The organism is Arthrobacter alpinus, assembly GCF_001294625.1.
GTDB classification, from domain to species: Bacteria; Actinomycetota; Actinomycetes; order Actinomycetales; family Micrococcaceae; genus Specibacter; species Specibacter alpinus_A.
Genome location: NZ_CP012677.1, coordinates 1,789,060 through 1,810,000, shown reverse-complemented (window position 1 = coordinate 1,810,000; position 20,941 = coordinate 1,789,060). Strand labels below are relative to the sequence as shown.

Sequence of the window (20,941 nt, the reverse complement as noted above, 5' to 3'; positions counted from 1 at the left end):
ACCTGGAACCAGGGACGGTAAGCGAGGTGGTACCGCGGCGCAAGCCGTCCTTGCATCCTGAAATGCACGCCAACAACCAGGATGATGTGATGACCCACTTCCCGAAGGCAACCGCCGCCACCGGCCTGCACGCCGACTCCCACCACGTTCCCGCCTCCGTGAGTTTTCCGAAGGTGGAGGAACTCGTCCTGAAATACTGGGCAGAGGATGACACCTTCCAGGCAAGCATCGACGCCCGCGACGCAGGTGAGGATGGCTCGAACGAGTTTGTCTTCTACGACGGCCCCCCCTTCGCCAACGGCCTGCCCCACTACGGGCACCTGCTGACCGGCTACGCCAAGGACCTGGTGGCCCGCTACCAGACACAGCGCGGGCGCCGCGTGGAGCGTCGCTTCGGCTGGGACACGCACGGGCTTCCCGCCGAGTTGGAGGCGATGAAGCAGCTGGGCATGACCGACAAGGCCCAGATCGAGGCCATGGGCATCGACAAGTTCAACGACGCCTGCCGTGCCTCCGTCATGAAATACGCCGGCGAATGGCAGGAATACGTCACTCGCCAGGCCCGCTGGGTCGACTTCAAACACGATTACAAGACACTCAACGTCGAGTACATGGAGTCCGTGCTGTGGGCGTTCAAGCAGCTCCATACCAAGGGCTTGACCTACAACGGCTACCGAGTGCTGCCGTACTGCTGGAAGGATGAGACGCCGCTTTCCAACCACGAGCTGCGCATGGACGAGGACGTCTACAAGGACCGCCAAGACCAGACCGTCACTGTCACCTTCCCCATCCTGGCCGGCGAATCCGCACTCTCGCAGGAACTGGCCGGGGTTGCCGCCATCGCCTGGACCACCACGCCCTGGACCCTGCCCACCAACCAGGCCCTCGCCGTGGGGCCGCAGGTGAGCTACGCCGTCGTGCCGGTGGGACCCCACGGAACGACAGCTGGCGCCGGAAAATTTCTGCTGGCCGCGGACCTGGTGGGCGCGTACGCCAAGGATCTGGGGTACGACGACGCTGCTGCCGCGACCTCCGCGGTCACCGCCAGCTACGTGGGTGCCGAACTTGAGGGCCTGAAATACGAGCCGCTGTGGGACTACTTTGCCGATGACGAAAAGTACGGTACGGCCAAGTCCTGGCAGTTCCTGCTCGCCGACTACGTGACCACCACCGACGGTACCGGAATCGTTCACCAGGCCCCCGCCTACGGTGAAGAGGATCAGAAGGTCTGCGAGCAGTACGGCATCCCCGTGGTTCTCTCGGTCGATGAGGGTGCGAACTTCCTACCCCTGTTTGCGCAAGGGCCGCTGAGCGAGATCGCAGGCGTGCAGGTCTTCGACGCCAACAAGAGCATCACACGCGTCTTGAAGGACGCCGGGCGCCTGGTCCGCCAGGCCAGCTATGTGCACAGCTACCCGCACTGCTGGCGCTGCCGCACACCCCTGATCTACCGGGCCGTCTCCTCCTGGTACGTGGAAGTCACCGCGTTTAAGGACCGCATGGTGGAGCTGAACCAGGACATCAACTGGATCCCCGGCAACGTTAAGGACGGCCAGTTCGGCAAGTGGCTGGCCAACGCCCGCGACTGGTCCATCTCCCGCAACCGCTACTGGGGCAGCCCCATCCCCGTGTGGCAGTCCGATGACCCCGAGTACCCGCGCACCGACGTGTACGGCTCCCTCGCAGAGATGGCGGCCGACTTTGGCCGCCTGCCGGTGAACAACGACGGTGAGGTGGACCTACACCGTCCGTTCATCGACGCGCTGACCCGGCCCAACCCGGATGACCCCACAGGCAAGTCCACCATGCGCCGAGTTGAGGACGTCCTGGACGTCTGGTTCGATTCCGGCTCCATGCCCTACGCCCAGGTGCACTACCCGTTCGAGAATCAGGACTGGTTCGACACCCACAACCCGGCCGACTTCATCGTCGAATACATCGGGCAGACTCGCGGCTGGTTCTACATGCTGCATATCCTCTCCACGGCCCTCTTTGACCGCCCGGCGTTCAGGAACGTGATCAGCCACGGCATCGTGCTCGGCTCGGATGGGCAGAAGATGTCTAAGTCGCTGCGCAACTACCCGGACGTCTCCGAGGTCCTGGACCGCGACGGCTCCGACGCCATGCGCTGGTTCCTGATGTCCAGCCCCATCCTGCGCGGCGGCAACCTGGTGGTCACCGAACAAGGCATCCGCGACGGCGTCCGCCAGGTCATCTTGCCCCTGTGGAACGTCTACAGCTTCTTCACCCTGTACGCGAACACCGCTAACAACGGCCAAGGCTACGACGCGAAACTGCGGTTTGACGGCTACACCGACACCATGGACCAATACCTGCTAGCCAACACCGGCGACCTGGTGCGGGAGCTGACCGCCAAACTAGATGACTACGACGTCTCGGGGGCCTGCGATTCCCTGCGCAACTACCTGGACATGCTCACCAACTGGTACGTGCGCCGCAGCCGTGGCCGCTTCTTCGATGAGAACGCCGACGCCTTCGACGCGCTCTACACGGCGTTGGAAACCGTGTGCCGGGTTGCCGCCCCGCTGCTGCCGCTGGTCACCGAAGAAATCTGGCGCGGGCTCACCGGTGGGCGCTCCGTGCACCTGACCGACTGGCCCAACGCCGAGCTTTTCGTCTCCAATGCCGCCCTCGTGGAGCAGATGGATAAGATCCAGCAGATCTGTTCCACCGGTTCCAGCCTGCGCAAGGCCGCGAAGCTGCGCGTCCGCCTGCCCCTGCAGGAGTTGACGGTGGTGGCCCCGAACGCGGCACTGCTGAACGACGGTGCCGCGATCGTCGCGGAGGAACTGAACATCCGCACCGTCCGCTTCGTCGATGCCTCTGACGCCTCCCCGGAAGAATTTGGCATCACCTCCAAGCTGGTGGTCAACGCACGGGCGGCCGGCCCGCGCTTGGGCAAGAACGTCCAGCTGGCCATCAAGGGCTCCAAGAGCGGCGACTGGTCCATCACCGACGGCGTCGTCACCGCCGGAGGCCTAGCCCTGGAACCCTCCGAGTACACGCTGGAGACCATGGTGACCGAGGCGTCCGACGGCGGGCAGAGTGCCGTCGCCATGCTGCCGCACGGCGGCTTCGTGGTGTTGGACACCGAGCTGACACCCGAACTTGAGGCCGAAGGCGCCGCCCGTGACATGGTGCGCGCCATCCAGCAGGCCCGCAAGGACGCCGGGCTCAATGTCAGCGACCGCATCCGCACCATCATCAGCGCACCGCAGGATGTTGTGGATGCCCTGCACGCCAACGCCGAGCTGGTCAAAAAGGAGACCTTGACGCTTAAGCTTGAACTTATCCCTGGTGACGTTGAAACCACCATCACTGTTGAACGGACGATCGCTTAAATGACTACCGACCACGACGAATTTTCAGTCGAGAGCGTGTATGCGGAACTGCTGGGCCGTGCTCCCGAAAACAAGATGGAACCCCGTCTTGCCCCACTGTTCCGTGCCATGGACATCCTGGGTGAGCCGAACAAGGCCTTCCCCATCATCCACATCACCGGCACCAACGGAAAAACTTCCACAGCCCGGATGATCGAGTCCGGCCTGCTCGCCCACGGGCTACGCACGGGCCGGTACACAAGCCCGCACCTGAGCAAGGTGACCGAGCGCATTAGCATTGACGGCGCGCCCGTGGACGACGCCACGTTTGTGAGGATTTGGGACGAGATTCGCCCCTATCTGCAGATTGTGGACACGGAACTGGAGGCCGCCAACGAGGTGCGCCTGACCTACTTTGAGGCCCTGACGATCCTGGCGTACGCCATCTTTGCCGACGAGCCGGTTGACGTGGCGGTTCTGGAGGTGGGCCTGGGCGGGATTACCGACGCCACCAATGTGGGCGACGGCCAGGTGGCCGTCATCACCCCCATCTCCTTGGACCATGTGGAGCTCTTAGGTGACACGACAGGTCAGATCGCCCGTGAAAAGGCAGGCATCATCAAGGAAGGCGCGTTCCTGATCAGTTCGGCACAGCCAGCAGACGCAGCCCAAGTCATTTTGGACAAGGCCCGCGAAATGCACGCCCAATTCCGGTTTGAGGGCGTGGAGTTCGGGGTGGAATCACGCACCATCGCCGTGGGCGGGCAAATGATCACCCTGCAGGGGCTGGCCGGTCGCTACCCGGATATCCTGCTTCCACTGCACGGGGAACACCAGGCAGAAAACGCCGCCGTCGCCCTTGCCGCCCTGGAAGCATTCCTTGGCGGCGGCGAGAAGGAACTGAACCTGGATCTAGTCCAGGAAGGTTTCGGCAATGCCAGCTCACCTGGCCGGATGGAAGTGCTGCGCACCTCGCCTACCATTGTGGTGGATGCCGCCCACAACCCGGCCGGCATCGCCGTCACCGCAGTTGCCCTGCAGGAATCGTTCGCCTTCAGCAAGCTTGTGGTGGTGCTGGGCGTCCTGGCAGACAAGGACGCTGAGGGGATCCTGCGTTCCCTCAAGGAAGCGTACGGGGATGAGGCTGCGGAAATTTGCCTAACGCAATCCAACTCGCCACGTGCCATCCCTGCCGACGAGCTGGCCGAAATGGCCCTGGACTTGGGCTGGGACGAGGACGACGTCCACATTGCACTGAAACTTGACGACGCCATCGAATGGGCGGTGGAACGCGCCGAGGCCAACAACGATTTGGCCGGCGGCGTGCTGATCACCGGCTCCATCACCGTTGTGGGGGAGGCCCGGATCCTGTTGGGCCGTCCCGGCGAGAAGGAAGAGGCCTAGGACATGGCGAAACTGACTAAGGCGCAACGCGAATGGCGCCCAGGCATGCCCAAGAAGCTGCGCTCCACCAAGACCATGTTCGCCTCCACGGTGCTTCTGCTTGAGGCCTTTGTGGCGTTGTTCTTAGGCTTGGCCCTGTTCGGCCTGAACGGGAAGAACCCCGCCTACCTAGTAGTGGCGGGCATCATGGCGGTGTTGTTCGTTGCCGCGTGCGCCTTCATGGGCAAGAAGTGGGGTGCGGGGTTCGGTTGGGTTTTGCAGCTGCTGCTACTTGCTGGCGGCTTCTGGGAACCGTCTATGTTCGTTGTGGGCATCCTGTTTGGTGTCTCCTGGTGGTACGCCCTGCATGCAGGTTCCCGTATTGACCGGGACAACCGTGAGCGGGCCCGCCAACAAGCGCACTGGGACGCCGCTCACCCCGATGCGCAAGTGTAAACCCGTAGAATGGTCATGAAAACAATTTAAACGAAGAAGTGGAGTTTCTGTGAGCATTGAGCGCACCCTTGTCCTGATCAAGCCCGACGGCGTCACCCGCAACCTCTCCGGTGCCATCCTGGCCCGCATCGAAGCGAAGGGTTACACGCTGGCCCAGCTGGAAATGGTCAATGCGACCCGTGAAGTGCTCGAGCAGCACTATGAGGAGCACGTTGGCAAACCCTTCTACGAACCGCTGGTTGAGTTCATGCTCTCCGGCCCGGTTGTTGCGGCAATCTTTGAAGGCAACAGCGTCATTGCGGGCTTCCGCTCCTTGGCTGGCGCAACAGACCCAACAGTCGCCGCTCCCGGCACGATCCGCGGTGACTTCGGTCGCGACTGGGGCCTGAAGGTCCAGCAAAACCTGGTACACGGCTCCGACTCGGTGCTCTCCGCTGAACGCGAGATCGGCATCTGGTTCGGCTAAGCCAAACTGAAGTAAAACGAAAGGGCACCTCCATCAGGAGGTGCCCTTTCGCGCGTCGGCCCATGGTTTAGGCGCCGAAGATGGCGTACATGAACTTGAAGAAGATTGAAGCGATGACTGCGACGTAGATCAGGCCGACGATGATCCAGGCCCAGTCAGTGAGGAACTTGGTCAGGGCAGCGGGAGCACGGAAGACCCCATGTTGGAGGTTGCGGAGCGTGATCCAGACCAACAGCGGAATCATCACGGCCCAGACGATCATGCAGTAAGGGCACAAGATGGCGAGTGTGTACACGGCCGTGAACCAGAACCAGCAAACCAAAGCGAATCCGGCGGTGATGCCGACCTGCAGGGAAACCCAGTACCAGCGGCTGAGTGTGGCCCCGGCCAGCAAAACCACGCCGGTGGTGATGAGGATGACGAACGCGGCGACGCCAATGAACGGGTTGGGGAAACCAAGGATGGCAGCCTCGGGGGTCTTCATGACGTCACCGCAGGAGATCCAGGAGTTGAAGTCGCAGCTGACCTTGGCATCGGGGTTGTTGTACAGGTGGATCCGTTCCAGCACCAGTGTTGCCGAGGCGAGCCAGCCAATGGCGCCGGTGATGATTAGGAACCAGCCGAAAGGCCGTGCCCGCACCATGGAGGGCAGTGCGGCTTCCTGCGAGAGGGAAGCGGAAACGCGGGGGAGAGGCATGAGGGCCTTTTCTATCCGGGGCTATTGTGTCCTGATTGTAGCTTGTGAAACTTGGCGCGCCGTACGTATAACGGGGCGGAGGCGAGGTGTGTGTGAGACAATATAGGTGGCTGGCCGGCGATCCACATTCGTTGCTCAGTCCGATGGCACGCCCAAGGGGCTGCCGGTGATGAGGCTCCAGCACTTGGCAGCCATCCACCGGCGGTTTTCACGCAGAATGCTGCGGATGCGGCGGGCCAGCGGCTTCTTAGAGCTTGCAGCACCCAGGAGTTGGTGCCGCCTAAGGGGAAATCAGACGACTTCCGTCAGCGCCTGCGGGTGTTGACACATCTGCTATGAAGGCATCCGATGTGGGGATGTTTTCATGGCGCGAAAGTAATGCCGCAATGGTTAATGAAGAATCAGTGGAAGCAACAACGGCGGAAGCCCCTGTGAAGGCCAAGCGCAGCCGCAGGGCCACCGCGAAGGTCACCTCCCCCTCCGCTAGCGTTGAGGCCGTCACCGCGACTGTGCAAGAACTGGCCGAAGCTGCGCCTGCCGCCGAGGCCCCTGTGAAGAAGGCGCCCGTGCGCCGCAGCCGTGCTAAGAAGATTGAGGCGGAGCCGAGCCTGCTCGACGGCCTCATCGATGCCACCGTCCAGGCCCCCGCCGTCGAGGTGGCCGCGCCCGCCGTTGAGGTTGTTGCCGTGGCTGCCCCCGCGAAGAAGGCGCCTCGCCGCCGCGCCACGGCACCCGTCACGGCGCCCCAGGCCAGCGCTCCTGTGGCGAGTCCCCTGGCCAGCACCGCTGCGGAATCCGTGGCGCAGGAATCCGTTGCCCAGGAAGCGCTGGGGGAGCTGGAACTGGCGGCCGCCTCAGAGGTGCCCGCTGCCCAGGCCCCCGCCAAGGCTGCCCAGGCCCCCGCCAAGAAGGCCGCCGTACGCAGGCGTGCGGTCAAGAAGACCGAGCCCGCAACCGAGGCGGATTCTGTGGAGGCCGCCGTTGTTCAAGCGCCCGCACAGCTGGCCGGCGAGGAAGCCGTGTCCGAAGCAAAAACCACCCGCAGCCGTCGCAAGCCGGCAGTGAAGGTAGCCCCGGCCCAAGCCCCGGCCGAAACTCCTGTCGAAACCCCTGTCGAGGCGCCCGCAGCTCATGCCGCCGCGCCCACCGAGGAAGAAGCCGCGCCAAGCGCCACCGAGTCTCTGTTCCTGTCCCCGAGCGCCGGTATGTCCGCCTTGTTCCTGGCCCCGGACCTCAGCGTGGTTGTCCCCGCCACGGTTGCTGCCCATGCGGACGGCGACGCCGACGTCCATGACGCAACAGATGCTGACGAGTCCGCCGATGGCCGCCGTGGCCGTGGGCGCAACCGCAACCGCCGCAGTTCCAGCACAGCATCGGAGTCAGGCGACGCCATTGCCAACGCCGCCCATGGCGAGGACGGCGAGGACAGCGACGACGACGGCGTGACATCGCGTCGTCGTCGTCGCCGCCGCCGTGGCGAAGCTGACCTGGAACTCAGCGGTGGCACGGACGAGGACCCGCCCAACACCGTCACCAAGGTCCGGGCCCCCCGCACGCCGGGTGAAACCAGTACCTCCAGCGACCGGGTCACGAGCCTGCGCGGCTCCACCCGGCTGGAAGCGAAGAAGCAACGCCGCCGCGACTCACGCGACTCCGGCCGTCGTCGCACCGTCATCACCGAAGCGGAGTTCTTAGCCCGCCGCGAATCTGTAGACAGGGTCATGGTGGTGCGCCAAAACGACGAGCGCATCCAGATCGGGGTCCTGGAAGACGGCATCCTGGCCGAGCACTTCGTCTCCAAAACCCAGCAGGACTCCCTGATTGGCAACGTCTACCTCGGCAAGGTCCAGAACGTGCTGCCCAGCATGGAGGCTGCGTTCGTCGACATTGGGCGCGGCCGCAATGCCGTGCTGTACGCCGGCGAGGTCGACTGGGACGGCGCCAACCTCAACGGTCAGCCGCGCCGCATTGAAAACGCACTGAAATCAGGGGACACGGTGCTGGTGCAGGTCTCCAAGGACCCCGTGGGTCACAAGGGTGCCCGCCTGACCAGCCAGATCTCCTTGCCCGGACGGTACCTGGTATTCGTCCCGGGGGGTTCCATGACCGGAATCTCGCGCAAACTGCCCGACGTCGAACGCAACCGCCTCAAACGCGTCCTGAAGGACCACCTGCCAGAAAACGCCGGCGTCATTGTGCGCACGGCTGCCGAGGGCGCCAGCGAAGAGGAACTGACCAACGACATCAACCGGCTGCGGGCCCAGTGGGAAGGCATCAACACCCGTGCCACCGGCCACAAGACGCCGGCCCCGGAAATGCTCTACGGTGAACCGGACCTGACCATCAAGGTGGTTCGTGACGTCTTCAATGAGGACTTCACCAAGCTGATCGTCTCCGGTGAGGAGGCATGGGACACCATTGAGGCCTACGTGACCTACGTGGCCCCGGACCTGTTGGACCGCCTGGAAAAGTGGAGCAAGCCCGATGACATTTTTGCGGCCCACCGCATTGACGAACAGATCTCCAAGGCTCTTGAGCGCAAGGTGTTCTTGCCCTCGGGCGGCTCCTTGGTGATTGATCGGACCGAGGCCATGACAGTGGTTGACGTCAACACAGGCAAGTTCACCGGGACAGGTGGCAACCTGGAAGAGACCGTCACCAAGAACAACCTGGAAGCTGCCGAGGAAGTGGTCCGCCAGCTGCGCCTGCGCGACATTGGCGGCATCATCGTCATCGACTTCATCGACATGGTCCTGGAATCCAACCGCGACCTGGTGCTGCGCCGCATGGTGGAGTGCCTGGGCCGCGACCGGACCAAGCACCAGGTGGCCGAGGTGACCAGCCTTGGCCTGGTCCAGATGACGCGCAAGCGCATGGGCACCGGCCTGCTGGAAGTCTTTGGTGAGCAGTGTGAGGCCTGTGCCGGACGCGGCATGGTCACCCATGAGATCCCTGTTGAGCACCGCCGCGTCCACACTGTTGCCGCTGAGTCGCACCAGGCGCACGTGGCGCAGCAGGCGCATGTGGTCAAAAGTGAGGGCCGTGACGGCGAACGCATGGCCAACCGCTCCACCCGAAGCGAACGCAAGCGCAACCGCAACCGTTCACAGCCGGGCCACGACGGCGAGCAGGACATGGCGACCGAAGCGGAGCAGACCCATGTGCCTCACGTACCTGTCGTTGACGAGGCTGCTGAAGCGCAGAAGGCACACAAGGCAACCGAGGCCCGTGCGGCCCTAGCAAACATTGCAGCAGCAGCGGCCGCGGCGCACCACGACGCCGAGCCTGCCCCGGCGCAGCCCCTGACAGCCAGCGTCGTTGACACCGCCACGTTGACACTTGCCGGGGAAGCCATTGAACTGCCGCGCGGACACCACCACGACACCGCCACCGACACAGACCATGCCGAGCAGCTGGCCGAACTCGCCGTTGCCCTTGACCAGCTGTCGGAAAGCCATGGGGGAGCCCCTGATCAGGCCCACGCGGATAACCGCCAGCGCTCACGGCGTGGACGCCGGAACCGAAGCGCCAGAAGCGCCCAGGGCGGAGCAGACATGAAAGTGGAAACCTCTGACGGTGCCACAGCAGGGCATGGCCCGGCCCAGCACAGCAGCGCCGCCGCCGTCGTACCAACGCCGGCCGTGGCGAGCAAGAAGGACGCGGCGCCCATCATCATGCTCGGTGTCGGGGTTCCAGCCTCCGAACTCTAGCCGAACGTCGGCACCAGGTACCAGAAACGCCTTTCCAGCAACGTGGTTCAGTTGACGGAAGGCAGCTTCTGGTACCTGGTTTTTTAAGTGGGCGGCGGAAGGCTAGGGTGGAGATCGACACGGGGTGCCTAGACAATCGGTCCGGCTGAGAAAAGACCCGTTGAACCTGCCCGGTTAATACCGGCGAAGGGATGTCCTTTTGACGTACGACACTTTAACCACACCTTTCCAGGGCCGTCCCGACCATCCGCGAGTGCTGAGCATTGCCGGCTCCGACCCTTCCGGAGGCGCCGGCATCCAGGCGGACATCAAGGCCATCAGTGCCCATGGCGGGTACGCAATGACCGTAATCACGGCGTTGACGGCGCAAAACACGCAGGGTGTGCGCAGCGTTCACATCCCACCCGTGGACTTCCTCATGCAGCAGTTGGAAGCACTCAGCGAGGACATCGCCATTGACAGCGTCAAGATCGGCATGCTGGCCAATGCGGAGGTGATCAGGGCTGTAGGGGACTGGCTGGAGGAAACCCGGCCTGCCGTGGTGGTCCTTGACCCGGTCATGGTGGCAAGCAGCGGGGATTCGCTGATTTCAGGAGAGGCTAGGGAGGCTCTCCTCGAGCTGTTGGCCCACACACACCTGGTCACACCCAACCTGCCCGAGCTGGCAGTGTTGGTGAGCGAGCCGGAAGCCCGCACGTGGGAGGAAGCCCTCCATCAAGGCAAAATATTGGCCGCGGCCAGGAACGTCCAGGTGTTGGTCAAGGGTGGGCACCTTGCCTCGGATGTTTGCCCGGACGCGCTCATTGCCCCGGACGGTTCGCTGGTTGAATTCACCGCGGCACGGGTGGACACTGCCAACACACATGGCACAGGGTGCACGCTCTCGGCTGCCGTGGCCACGTTGCAGGCGCAAACCGGGGAATGGTCCGCAAGCGTGGGGAAGGCCAAGGCCTGGCTGACGCAAGCGTTACAGGCCTCCGGCGAACTAAATGTTGGGCAGGGCAGGGGCCCACTGAATCACTTTCATGCGCTGTGGGCGACCGCGGCGCCTCAGGGTGGCGAGTTCAGTGCCAGCCTGTGGGCCGAGATTTCCGGGCAGCGGGCGGCCATCTTTGAACTCGATTTCATCAAGGAACTACTCGCGGGGACGCTGCCGCGCGAACACTTTGGCTACTATCTGGTCCAGGACGCGCTCTACCTTGGCGCATATTCGCGTGTCCTGGCCCATGCCAGCGCCCTCGCTCCCACCGAGGAGGAGCAACGCTTTTGGGCTCAGGGCGCACAAAATTGCCTCGCGGTAGAGCTGGAACTGCACAAGGTGTGGTTGTCCAAAAACCCGCACAAGCACCTGATGGGGCCTGTGACTAAGCACTACGTTGACCATCTGGCAGCGGCGGCCTTCAGCGGCAGCTATGGGGAAGTGGTGGCAGCGGTGCTGCCCTGCTATTGGCTGTACGCGGAGGTGGGCAGGGTCCTGCACGCACAATTTGTGGCCGCCGAAAAGGAAATCTTTGACGGCGTCGGCACGGTAGCCTTGGACGCCGTCGGTTCCGGGCGGGAGGGTGCACACCCGTACGGCGAGTGGCTTGCAACGTATGCCGACGAGGAATTCGCCGAGGCCACCAGGACGGCCGTGGAGATTGCCGATGCCGCCGCACGCCGGGGATCGGAGCGTGAGCGCCAGCGGATGCGGGCGGCATTTGCGCACTCCGCCCAGTTCGAAGTGGACTTCTTTGATGCGCCACGTCTGCACGCTGACAGCACCCCGCACAGGGTCGCACGTGATTAACGCCACTGGCATCAGTAGCACACGACACGGCCCGGGAAACGCGTATGGGAAACTGTTGGCGCCAAAGCACGCTAAAGTAGTGGTGCACGGTTCCGTTGAGCGGGATTGGAACAGGCGGATGAATGTTCGCCCTGACCGATCCCAGCGGTACGGAATCAGTCTCATTTGCGGCCGGGGCAAGAGTTAGCGTATTCTTGATCTTCGGTGCTTACGCCAACACTTAGGGCAACCACTCCATGGTAGAACTCCATTGAGGTCCACGGCGTTGAGGCACATTAATTCTTTGTAATAACGTCGAGAGAAGTGAGTTCCCCAGTGGTGTACGCGATTGTCCGCGCAGGCGGCCGTCAAGAAAAGGTTTCCGTTGGAGACCACGTGACCATGAACCGCGTCCCCGGTGGAGTCGGCAGCACGCTTGAGCTGCCCGCTTTGCTGCTGGTTGATGGTGAGAAAATCACCACCGCCGCAAAGGACCTGGCTAATGTGAAGGTTACGGCTGAGAAGTTGGAGGATCTTCGTGGACCGAAGATCGTCATCCAGAAGTTCAAGAACAAGACCGGTTACAAGAAGCGTCAGGGCCACCGTCAGGAACTGTCCAAGGTCAAGATCACCTCGATCGCGTAATTGCGCGTCGTAGTAGGTCCTCTTTCACAGTTACTTTTAGTCAAAAGGTAGGCATTTCAAATGGCACATAAAAAGGGTGCGAGTTCCACTCGCAACGGTCGTGATTCAAACGCTCAGTACTTGGGTGTAAAGCGCTTCGGCGGTCAGGTTGTCAAGGCAGGCGAAATCATCGTTCGTCAGCGCGGCACCCACTTCCACCCCGGTGAGGGTGTTGGTCGTGGCAAGGACGATACATTGTTCGCCTTGGATGCAGGCGCGGTCGAGTTCGGTCAGCGTCGCGGACGACGCGTCGTGAACATCGTCGCAGCTGCGGTCTAATAGCAAAGTTTTCGCGAGTGGAGCGGGCCGCCTGGCTCGCTCCACTGTGTTTTAACACGCCGTGTTTTTGCGTGTGGCCGGCACCAGGCCACAGTCCCTCCAGCGGACTAGAATAAGTGTGCAACTGCAGTGTGAATCAAAGTAGTACTAATCAAGGAGAATCCATTGGCCAGCTTTGTTGACCGGGTTGTATTACACGTATCCGGCGGGACAGGTGGCCATGGCTGCGTCTCGGTAAAACGCGAAAAGTTTAAGCCCCTGGGTGGTCCCGACGGCGGCAAGGGCGGCGATGGCGGCAACGTCATCTTGCGCGTGAGCGCCCAGACCACCACGCTCCTTGACTACCACCACGCACCGCACCGCCACGGCACCAACGGTGGCCCGGGCATGGGTGACTGGCGTGACGGCAAGATCGGGGAAACCCTGATCCTGAACGTCCCCGACGGAACCGTCGTGAAGGACAAAGCCGGCAATGTCATTGCCGATTTGGTGGGCGAGGGCACCGAATTTGTTGCAGCAGCCGGCGGCCAAGGCGGACTCGGTAACGCGGCCCTGTCTTCACAAAAACGTAAGGCGCCCGGCTTTGCTTTGCTGGGTGTGGATGGCGACGAGCGGGACATCGTCCTAGAGCTGAAATCCATAGCCGACATCGCGTTGGTAGGTTTCCCCTCCGCCGGCAAGTCCAGCCTGATTGCTGCGATGTCGGCGGCAAGGCCCAAGATCGCTGACTACCCCTTCACCACCTTGATCCCTAACCTGGGCGTGGTGCAGTCAGGGGACGTCCGCTTCACCATCGCCGATGTTCCGGGCCTGATCGAAGGTGCCAGCGAAGGCAAGGGCCTAGGTCACCACTTCCTGCGCCACGTGGAGCGTTGCGCAGCCCTGGTGCACGTCCTTGACTGCGCCACGCTGGAAGCCGACAGGGACCCACTCTCGGATCTGGCCGTGATTGAACGTGAACTGGACAACTACGCCGTAGACATGAGCTTCGCCGGATCCGACGGCGACGTGGTGCCCCTGAATCAGCGCCCGAAGCTGGTGGCGTTGAACAAGATTGATTCCCCAGACGGCCGGGACATGGCCGAATTTGTCAAGGGTGACCTTGAATCCCGAGGCTACCGGGTCTTTGAAATCTCCGCCACGAGCCACGAAGGCCTGCGCCAGCTCGGTTTTGCCATGGCCGAGATCGTTCAGAGCGCCCGCGACGCCATCGCCAGCGCGCCGCTCAAGGCAAAACCTGTGGTGTTGCGCCCCCGCGCCGTCAACGAAACAGCCTTCACCATCCGCAGGGAAGAGAAGAACCTGCAGCCGCTGTACCGGGTCTTGGGCGAAAAGCCTGAGCGTTGGGTGCATCAGACGGACTTCCAGAACGAGGAAGCCATTGGCTATTTGGCGGACCGCCTGGCCAAGGCTGGCGTGGAAGCTGGCCTGTTCAAGGCCGGTGCCACACCCGGGGACACCGTCATCATTGGTGAAGACGGCGGTATGATCTTCGACTGGGAGCCCACCATGATGGGTGGCGCCGAGCATTTGGCTGCCCCTCGCGGCACCGATCTGCGACTGCTCGACTTGGGCGACCGCCCCACCAGGGCGCAGAAGCGTGAAGAGCAGCAGGACCGCCGTGACGCCAAGGCGGCAGCCCGCGCGGAACTTGAGTCGGAGCGTAAAGCCGGTATCTGGACCGAATCAACCAACCCCAAGCACAGCAAGGCTGCCGTCATTCAAGCGGAGCTCGACGCTGAAGGTGGTGCGTCCTAGAAGGATGGGCTCACACGGGGAAACGGTTCTGTCCGCTGGCGGTTCACGTTCGTCGATCGCCTCAGCGGCGCGGATCGTGGTCAAGGTTGGTTCGTCGTCGTTGACGAGTGTGGCCGGCGGAATCTCAGTGCCGGCACTGAATAGTTTGGTTGAAGTGCTGGCCAAACGCCGTCTGGCTGGGGCGGAGGTCATTTTGGTTTCCTCCGGTGCCATCGCAGCCGGGTTGCGCCCGCTTGGTCTGGCCCGGCGCCCCAAGGACCTGGCCACGCAACAGGCTGCGGCCAGCGTGGGCCAGGGCCTGCTGATGGCCCACTACAATCATGCCTTCATTGGCCATGGTGTAGTTGTTTCACAGGTTTTGCTGACGGCGGAGGACTTGACTCGGCGCCACCAGTACGTCAACGCGCACCGTGCGTTGGAGCGGCTGTTGCACCTGGGCGTAGTGCCGATCGTCAACGAAAATGACACGGTGGCAACCCACGAGATCCGTTTTGGTGACAACGACCGTTTGGCCGCCCTGGTAGCCCACCTGGTGAAGGCTGATGCCCTGGTACTGCTCTCGGATGTGGATGCCCTTTACGACGGACCGCCGTCGCAGGGTGCTCAACGCATCGCCAAGGTGGATTCTCCGGAAGACCTCGAAGGCATTGTCATCGGCACGGCTGGCGCAGCAGGCATCGGCACCGGTGGGATGGCGACCAAGGTACAGGCGGCACTGATTGCCGCCGAGACCGGCATCCCCGCCCTGGTCACCTCCACCGGGAACGCTGCGGCCGCACTCGCTGGCGAGGACGTGGGAACCTGGTTCAGCATCAACGGCAACAAACGTCCCGTGAGGATGCTGTGGCTGGCACACCTGGCGGACATTCGCGGGCGACTGGTGCTCGACGACGGCGCCATTCGGGCCGTGAGTGAACGGCACAAGTCGCTTTTGCCCGCTGGCATCGTCGCGGTCACCGGAGACTTTGAAGCGGGGGACGCCGTGGAGATCGCCGATTCCGCCGGGCACGTGATTGCGCGCGGCCTGGTGAACTACCCGTGCGGGGATCTGCCGCAAATGCTGGGACGCTCCACCAAGGACCTCGCCAAGGAATTGGGTCGTCAGTACGAACGCGAAGTGGTTCACGTGGATGACCTGGTCCTGCTCAACAACTAGGTGTGCCCTAGACTAGGGCCATGACCGAGCAGATTGTTGAACAAAGCGCCACGCAGCTTTCCGATGACGTCCACGCCATCTTGGCACGTGCCCGGCGCGCTTCGCGTCGCATGGCCGGCGCCAACCGTGCGTGGAAGGACAAGGGCTTGCGGGCCATTGCCGAGGCGCTCCTCGCCAACCAGGACCGAATCTTGGCCGCTAACCTTCAGGACCTGGCGGCCGGCAAAGCCAACGGCACCTCGGCTGCCATGCTTGACCGGCTCACACTGACAAAACAGCGGGTCCAGGGGCTGGCTGATGCGTTGGAAAACCTCGCCACCCTGCCTGACCCTGTTGGCAACGTGGTGCGCGGTGCGACCCTGCCCAACGGCCTGCGCATGCGCCAGGTCAACGTCCCCTTGGGCGTGGTGGCAGCCATCTACGAGGCACGCCCCAACGTCACCGTAGACATTGCCGGTCTGGCTCTCAAGAGCGGCAATGCCGTGGTGCTGCGCGGCGGGACTGCCGCGGCCCACACCAACGAAGCCCTTTTGACCATCCTGCGCGACGCGCTTGACGCTGTCGGCCTCCCGGCGGATGCCGTGCAATCGGTGGACAAGTATGGCCGTGAGGGCGCCAACGTGCTGATGCGCGCACGCGGAGAAGTGGATGTCCTGATTCCGCGCGGCGGGCGCGAGCTCATCCAGACAGTGGTCCGGAACGCGTCCGTGCCCGTCATTGAGACCGGCGAAGGCAATGTGCACATCTTCATTGACAGCAGTGCCCCTGAGGACATGTGCGTGGAGATTTTACTCAATTCCAAAACCCAGCGCCCCAGCGTCTGCAACACGGTGGAGACACTCCTGGTGCACAAGGACGCCACCGTCCTGCCGGCTGTCTTGAAAGCGTTGTCCGACGCCGGTGTGAGACTTCATGTGGATGAACGGGTACAGGCGGTGCTCCCGGCGGGCGTTACAGGGTTCCCCGCCACGGATGAGGACTGGGCCACCGAGTACATGGACCTTGACCTGGCCGTGAAGATGGTTGATTCACTCCCCGACGCCATCAAGCACATCCGTACATGGAGCACCGGCCACACCGAGGCGATCCTGACCAACGATCTTGCCAACGCTGAGAGGTTTATCGCCGAAATTGATTCGGCGGCCGTCATCGTCAACGCCAGCACCCGTTTCACCGATGGTTCAGAGCTGGGACTCGGGGCGGAGGTGGGCATCTCCACACAGAAGCTGCACGCCCGCGGCCCCATGGGACTGGGCGAATTGACCACCACCAAATGGATCGTCCAGGGTGAAGGCCAGATCCGGGCGTAGTCCCCGGGCCCGTGGCCCAAACGGCCGGTCTGGCCGGTCCGGCCGCGGGTCGGTGTGCCAGTGCCGGCAGTTACCGCGTACCATTAGAGGGAATCCAAGCCGTTGTGGCCGGGCTGTAAATATTTTGTGCCCAGCCGCCCACCCATAGGGAGAAATAATGCTGACCCAGCTCGCCGGCGTCGTCCTTGCCGAAGCAGCCGCCCATGAAGAATTGGCGCCGCTGATTGCGCCGCCTTTTGTTGTTGGAGGGGTGATGCTGGCAGCGCTGTTGCTGTTGATGTTTGTGTGTGTCTCCTTCATGAACCTAGGCAACCGCCACGCCGCCGTTGAAACCACAGATGACCCGCACAAACAGCACACCAACAAGCACAGCCCTCACGACGATTCGGCGTCCTCCCATCACTAGGACGACATCCCTGCTGCCGGCTTCGGCTGGCAGCGGAAAGCGTCTCCGTGTTGGAGTCATGGGTGGCACGTTCGATCCGATCCACCATGGACACCTTGTCGCAGCCAGTGAGGTTGCGAGTGTATTTGAGCTTGACGAGGTAATCTTTGTACCCACGGGCCAGCCGTGGCAGAAGGCAAAGTGGAAAGTCAGTGAAGCCGAGCACCGGTACCTGATGACCGTCATTGCCACGGCCGCGAACCCGCGTTTCACTGTCAGCCGGGTGGACATCGACCGGCCCGGGCCCACGTTCACCATTGACACCTTGCGGGATCTGCGGCGGATGCGTCCCGACGCGGAGCTGTTCTTCATCACCGGAGCGGACGCCATGGCCGCGATCATGTCGTGGAAGGACAATGATGAGCTGTGGGATTTGGCACATTTTGTAGGTGTGACACGGCCCGGGCATGTGCTGGACGACCTGGGCCGGTCCGACGTAAGTTTGCTGGAGGTGCCTGCCATGGCGATCTCCTCGACAGATTGCCGGAAGCGGGTGCAGGAATTGAATCCGGTCTGGTACCTGGTCCCTGACGGTGTGGTGCAATACATTGCCAAGTATGGACTGTATATTCAAGCGGATGGCGAAGTGGGCGGAAGTGTCCTGCCGACGAATTCTAGTACTGAATGAGTAAGTGATGAGTAAGGAAACGGACCCGGTCCGCAGTCGCAGAGAGTTGCGGTCTGCCAAGCCGGAGCAATCAACAGGCGCTGCGGGATATCCGTCAGTGCCAATGGTGGCTGCCCCGCCAGTTCCCCCAGTGGACAGGACCGGCCGCCGCACATCCACCCCGTCGCCCCAACCGGCACCTGACGTTCGCGTTCTTGACGACGCAGCGCAGGCGCAGCTTGATGAGCCGACGCCGGCAGCCCGGCCGAACGCCGTCGGTGACGGCGTCGTGCGCGAACGCTCCTCACAAACCCGTGCCCGGGACCGCGCCGCCCTGCGAGCCTACAAGGAACTTCTGGATCCCGGCCCGCAGCCGGTTGTTCCGCTTCCTTCCCGGCGTGCCCTGCGACAGGCCCAACTGGAAGCCGAACGCGCGCCCATCACCAGTGTCAATCCCGTGGTTCCTCCTGCCGCAACCCTGCCGCCCGTCCAGGCACCCGCCCTTCCGGCTGTGGAGCCGACCACGCCCGCACAGCAGGCCGCGGTGACGGCCCCCCCGCTTCCGCCCAAACAAGCACCCAGCACCCCTGCCGTGCCGGACACCACCCGCTCACGGGCCGGGCGGAGGGTTGCACCGTCCCCGGCAGCCGTCGAGGCTGTTGCCCCGACCCTGCCCGCACAGCCGGCAACGAAGCCGGTCGCAGCACACGCAGCACCCGCAGCACCCGAGACCGCCGGGGACGTTTCCGCCACCGGCACAGTCGGTGCCACGGTCGGCGGTACCGCTGCCGCCGGGCCAACCGCCGTCGTGCCTCCGGCAGTGCAACCTCCGGCAGGGCAGCCTCCGGCGACGGGAAACTACCCGCCAACCGAGGGGCTGGTCCCTGGCGGGGCGTATCATCCCGTGTCTGCTGGGCCACCTGCACAACTGGGCCAGGCACCGAGCAACGCAGAGTTGCAGGCGCTAGCCGAACAACGGGCGCAGGCTGAGCGGACAGCCATTTTGAACCAGCGCGCCCAGGCGCGTGAACGCCTTGCTCAGGAAAGCGCCAAGAGCCGCCGCCCTCCCAGCGACCCCACCGCGACCAACAACCTGGCCATGGTCACCCCGCTGGAATTCGTCGACGTTCCAGGGGTGGACAGGCCAGTTCTGCGCCCTCCGGTCACCACGCACGTGCCCATCATCACCCGATCCACACCCCGCCAGCGTCCGGCAACCGACCCCCAAGCTGAACGTTTTGATGCGGCCATGGCGCCCAGGGCGGTGCACAGGCCAGGGCCGGGAAACCGTCCACTCACGGGTGGGCGGAGCAGCACGCTCAAGCGTGCGGAAGAGATGGTCTCTGTTGTGCCGGGACAGGACAGTGCCCCGGCCGAGTCCGTCACAAGAACGCAAATGCCACCCATACCTGCCGAATACGCCCACGGACTTGAACCCCTGGACGCAGTCACGGCCGGTCTGGGCAGAACACACCGGAACATGCTCCTTCAATGGGGCAGCATCATTCTTGGCGGTGCGGCGCTTGTCGCCGGCGCCGTCGTGTTTATCACCGCGCTAGTCCGCTAGTGCCGGATCTATCAAAGGAACGCTAGTGACCGCAACAGAACATTCCATCGAAGTAGTTCGCGCAGCAGCGCGGGCGGCATCGGATAAATTGGCACAGGATTTGATCGCTCTGGATGTCAGCGAACGCCTAGCCATTACCGACATTTTCTTCATCGCCTCGGCGTCCACGGAGCGTCAGGTCAATGCCATCGTTGATGGCATCGAGGATGAGCTACACAAGTTCGGCATGCGCCCGGTCCGCCGTGAAGGACGTTCAGGTGGCCGCTGGGTCCTGTTGGACTACGCAGACATCGTGGTGCACGTCCAGCACGAAGAGGACAGGATCTTCTACGCCCTCGAGCGACTCTATGCCGACTGCCCTGTCATCGACTTGCAGCTGCCCGAGTCGGACCCGTCGATCAAGCGCGCCACCGCAGAAGACACGGAAAACGCGGAAGATGCCAACGAAGCCGCAGCGAACGAAGCCGCAGACGCAAAGTAGTTTGCCTACGCGACGAGAGAAAGTTGCTTGACCATGACTGGTTCCGCTTCAGCAACGTCGTCAATTCTGCAGCCCGCCGGTTTACGCCGGCGGGTTATCTTTTGGCGGCACGGACGCACGTCCTGGAACGCTGCACGGCGATTTCAGGGGCAAAGGGACATACCCCTGGACGAGGTGGGAGTTCTTCAAGCCAGCAGGGCGGCAAGACTGCTGGCAGGCAAGCTTGCGGGCAGCATGGGCGCGGTGGAACCCGCTGTGCGGATCCTCTCCTCAGACTTGTCCCGAGCCCGGAGTACCGCCGAGTCGCTCGCCGAGTTGACAGGAGGTGAGGTGGTGGTGGATTCGCGGTTGCGTGAAACATTTGGCGGCCAATGGGAGGGTCTGACTTTCGAGGAGATCCAAGGGTCCTATCCGCAGGAGATCCAACGCTGGTCCCGGGACGAGCCGCAGGTGCGGGCTGGTGGGGGAGAGACGAGGGTGGAAGTGGCTGAGCGCATGGTGGCCGCCATTCTTGAACACGCCTCCACCATTCCCGAGGGCGGCACACTGGTGGTGACAACCCATGGCGGGGCAACACGTGTGGCGTTGGCAAAGATCATGGGCTTGCCCGAACATCTTTGGCGGACCCTTTCGGGGCTTTCCAACTGTCATTGGTCGGTGATAGAGGCCGTCCAGACATCCTCAACGGCTGCCCACGAATGGCATTGGCGCCTGACTGAACACAACGTGGGCACCCTGCCGGAACCTTACGAGGCTCCTGAGGACCTGGCCGAACCAGTCGAGGATTGACACCCGGACGTCCTCGATTTGGCACCGGGCCAACACGTGTTCTA

Annotated in this window: 17 protein-coding genes and 1 riboswitch; of the genes, 16 read left to right on the top strand and 1 reads right to left on the bottom strand. The window is 63.2% G+C overall.

Annotated elements, in window-relative coordinates; all coding sequences use genetic code 11:
* Positions 1–89: 89 nt before the first annotated feature.
* Genes ileS through ndk form a run of 4 tightly spaced genes read left to right on the top strand, consistent with a single transcriptional unit; the run spans position 90 to position 5,646 of the window.
* A complete protein-coding gene (gene ileS / locus AOC05_RS08030; protein WP_062009531.1) occupies positions 90–3,362 on the top strand; it encodes an isoleucine--tRNA ligase in 3,273 nt (1,090 codons plus the stop codon).
* On the top strand, positions 3,363–4,745 hold the full coding sequence (locus AOC05_RS08025) for a bifunctional folylpolyglutamate synthase/dihydrofolate synthase (RefSeq protein ID WP_062006782.1): 1,383 nt from the start codon (positions 3,363–3,365) through the stop codon (positions 4,743–4,745).
* A gap of 3 nt (positions 4,746–4,748) precedes the next feature.
* On the top strand, positions 4,749–5,180 hold the full coding sequence (locus AOC05_RS08020; RefSeq protein ID WP_062006781.1) for a DUF4233 domain-containing protein: 432 nt from the start codon (positions 4,749–4,751) through the stop codon (positions 5,178–5,180).
* Between the two features lie 49 nt (positions 5,181–5,229).
* Entirely contained in the window at positions 5,230–5,646 is a 417-nt protein-coding gene (ndk, locus tag AOC05_RS08015) for a nucleoside-diphosphate kinase (protein ID WP_062006780.1), read from the top strand.
* Positions 5,647–5,713: 67 nt separating this feature from the next.
* Here ndk and AOC05_RS08010 read toward each other — a convergent pair whose 3' ends face one another.
* Positions 5,714–6,343 carry a vitamin K epoxide reductase family protein gene (locus AOC05_RS08010; RefSeq protein ID WP_062006779.1) on the bottom strand — a complete coding sequence of 210 codons (630 nt, stop codon included), beginning with the start codon at positions 6,341–6,343 and terminating at the stop codon, positions 5,714–5,716.
* Positions 6,344–6,729: 386 nt separating this feature from the next.
* Here AOC05_RS08010 and AOC05_RS08005 point away from each other — a divergent pair, with 386 nt between their 5' ends.
* The 12 genes from AOC05_RS08005 to AOC05_RS07950 all read left to right on the top strand — a co-directional run bounded on the left by AOC05_RS08005 (position 6,730) and on the right by AOC05_RS07950 (position 20,897).
* Entirely contained in the window at positions 6,730–10,053 is a 3,324-nt protein-coding gene (locus AOC05_RS08005) for an Rne/Rng family ribonuclease (protein WP_062009529.1), read from the top strand.
* Between the two features lie 110 nt (positions 10,054–10,163).
* A riboswitch (TPP riboswitch) is annotated at positions 10,164–10,262 on the top strand.
* Positions 10,253–11,842: a bifunctional hydroxymethylpyrimidine kinase/phosphomethylpyrimidine kinase gene (locus AOC05_RS08000; protein ID WP_062009527.1), complete on the top strand. Its 1,590-nt coding sequence runs from the start codon at positions 10,253–10,255 to the stop codon at positions 11,840–11,842. Its footprint overlaps the riboswitch before it by 10 nt.
* A gap of 315 nt (positions 11,843–12,157) precedes the next feature.
* Entirely contained in the window at positions 12,158–12,466 is a 309-nt protein-coding gene (rplU, locus tag AOC05_RS07995; RefSeq protein WP_062006778.1) for a 50S ribosomal protein L21, read from the top strand.
* A 60-nt stretch (positions 12,467–12,526) separates the two neighbouring features.
* Positions 12,527–12,784, top strand: coding sequence for a 50S ribosomal protein L27 (gene rpmA / locus AOC05_RS18830; RefSeq protein WP_082357843.1), 258 nt, complete (start codon positions 12,527–12,529; stop codon positions 12,782–12,784).
* A gap of 165 nt (positions 12,785–12,949) precedes the next feature.
* Positions 12,950–14,542: a GTPase ObgE gene (gene obgE / locus AOC05_RS07985; protein WP_062006776.1), complete on the top strand. Its 1,593-nt coding sequence runs from the start codon at positions 12,950–12,952 to the stop codon at positions 14,540–14,542.
* 4 nt (positions 14,543–14,546) lie between these two features.
* Positions 14,547–15,698 (top strand): glutamate 5-kinase, encoded by a 1,152-nt coding sequence (proB, locus tag AOC05_RS07980; protein WP_062006775.1) that lies wholly within the window; start codon positions 14,547–14,549, stop codon positions 15,696–15,698.
* A gap of 20 nt (positions 15,699–15,718) precedes the next feature.
* Positions 15,719–17,008 carry a glutamate-5-semialdehyde dehydrogenase gene (locus AOC05_RS07975; RefSeq protein WP_062006774.1) on the top strand — a complete coding sequence of 430 codons (1,290 nt, stop codon included), beginning with the start codon at positions 15,719–15,721 and terminating at the stop codon, positions 17,006–17,008.
* A 157-nt stretch (positions 17,009–17,165) separates the two neighbouring features.
* The gene (locus AOC05_RS07970; RefSeq protein WP_154605490.1) at positions 17,166–17,414 is read left to right on the top strand and encodes a hypothetical protein; all 249 of its coding nucleotides are present in this window, start codon (positions 17,166–17,168) and stop codon (positions 17,412–17,414) included.
* A 58-nt stretch (positions 17,415–17,472) separates the two neighbouring features.
* Positions 17,473–18,081 carry a nicotinate-nucleotide adenylyltransferase gene (gene nadD / locus AOC05_RS07965; RefSeq protein WP_062006772.1) on the top strand — a complete coding sequence of 203 codons (609 nt, stop codon included), beginning with the start codon at positions 17,473–17,475 and terminating at the stop codon, positions 18,079–18,081.
* Positions 18,082–18,088: 7 nt separating this feature from the next.
* Positions 18,089–19,627 (top strand): hypothetical protein, encoded by a 1,539-nt coding sequence (locus AOC05_RS07960; protein WP_157374934.1) that lies wholly within the window; start codon positions 18,089–18,091, stop codon positions 19,625–19,627.
* A gap of 25 nt (positions 19,628–19,652) precedes the next feature.
* Positions 19,653–20,108, top strand: a complete 456-nt coding sequence (gene rsfS / locus AOC05_RS07955; protein WP_062006770.1) for a ribosome silencing factor — start codon at positions 19,653–19,655, stop codon at positions 20,106–20,108.
* 33 nt (positions 20,109–20,141) lie between these two features.
* Positions 20,142–20,897 carry a histidine phosphatase family protein gene (locus AOC05_RS07950; RefSeq protein ID WP_062006769.1) on the top strand — a complete coding sequence of 252 codons (756 nt, stop codon included), beginning with the start codon at positions 20,142–20,144 and terminating at the stop codon, positions 20,895–20,897.
* Positions 20,898–20,941 lie beyond the last annotated feature (44 nt).

Coding starts and splice junctions, on each gene's coding strand:
- ileS (WP_062009531.1), top strand. CDS start 90: ATGACCCACTTCCCGAAGGCAACCGCCGCCACCGGCCTGCACGCCGAC.
- AOC05_RS08025 (WP_062006782.1), top strand. CDS start 3,363: ATGACTACCGACCACGACGAATTTTCAGTCGAGAGCGTGTATGCGGAA.
- AOC05_RS08020 (WP_062006781.1), top strand. CDS start 4,749: ATGGCGAAACTGACTAAGGCGCAACGCGAATGGCGCCCAGGCATGCCC.
- AOC05_RS08010 (WP_062006779.1), bottom strand. CDS start 6,343: ATGCCTCTCCCCCGCGTTTCCGCTTCCCTCTCGCAGGAAGCCGCACTG.
- AOC05_RS08005 (WP_062009529.1), top strand. CDS start 6,730: ATGGTTAATGAAGAATCAGTGGAAGCAACAACGGCGGAAGCCCCTGTG.
- rpmA (WP_082357843.1), top strand. CDS start 12,527: ATGGCACATAAAAAGGGTGCGAGTTCCACTCGCAACGGTCGTGATTCA.
- proB (WP_062006775.1), top strand. CDS start 14,547: ATGGGCTCACACGGGGAAACGGTTCTGTCCGCTGGCGGTTCACGTTCG.
- AOC05_RS07975 (WP_062006774.1), top strand. CDS start 15,719: ATGACCGAGCAGATTGTTGAACAAAGCGCCACGCAGCTTTCCGATGAC.
- AOC05_RS07970 (WP_154605490.1), top strand. CDS start 17,166: ATGCTGACCCAGCTCGCCGGCGTCGTCCTTGCCGAAGCAGCCGCCCAT.
- nadD (WP_062006772.1), top strand. CDS start 17,473: ATGGGTGGCACGTTCGATCCGATCCACCATGGACACCTTGTCGCAGCC.
- AOC05_RS07960 (WP_157374934.1), top strand. CDS start 18,089: ATGAGTAAGGAAACGGACCCGGTCCGCAGTCGCAGAGAGTTGCGGTCT.
- AOC05_RS07950 (WP_062006769.1), top strand. CDS start 20,142: ATGACTGGTTCCGCTTCAGCAACGTCGTCAATTCTGCAGCCCGCCGGT.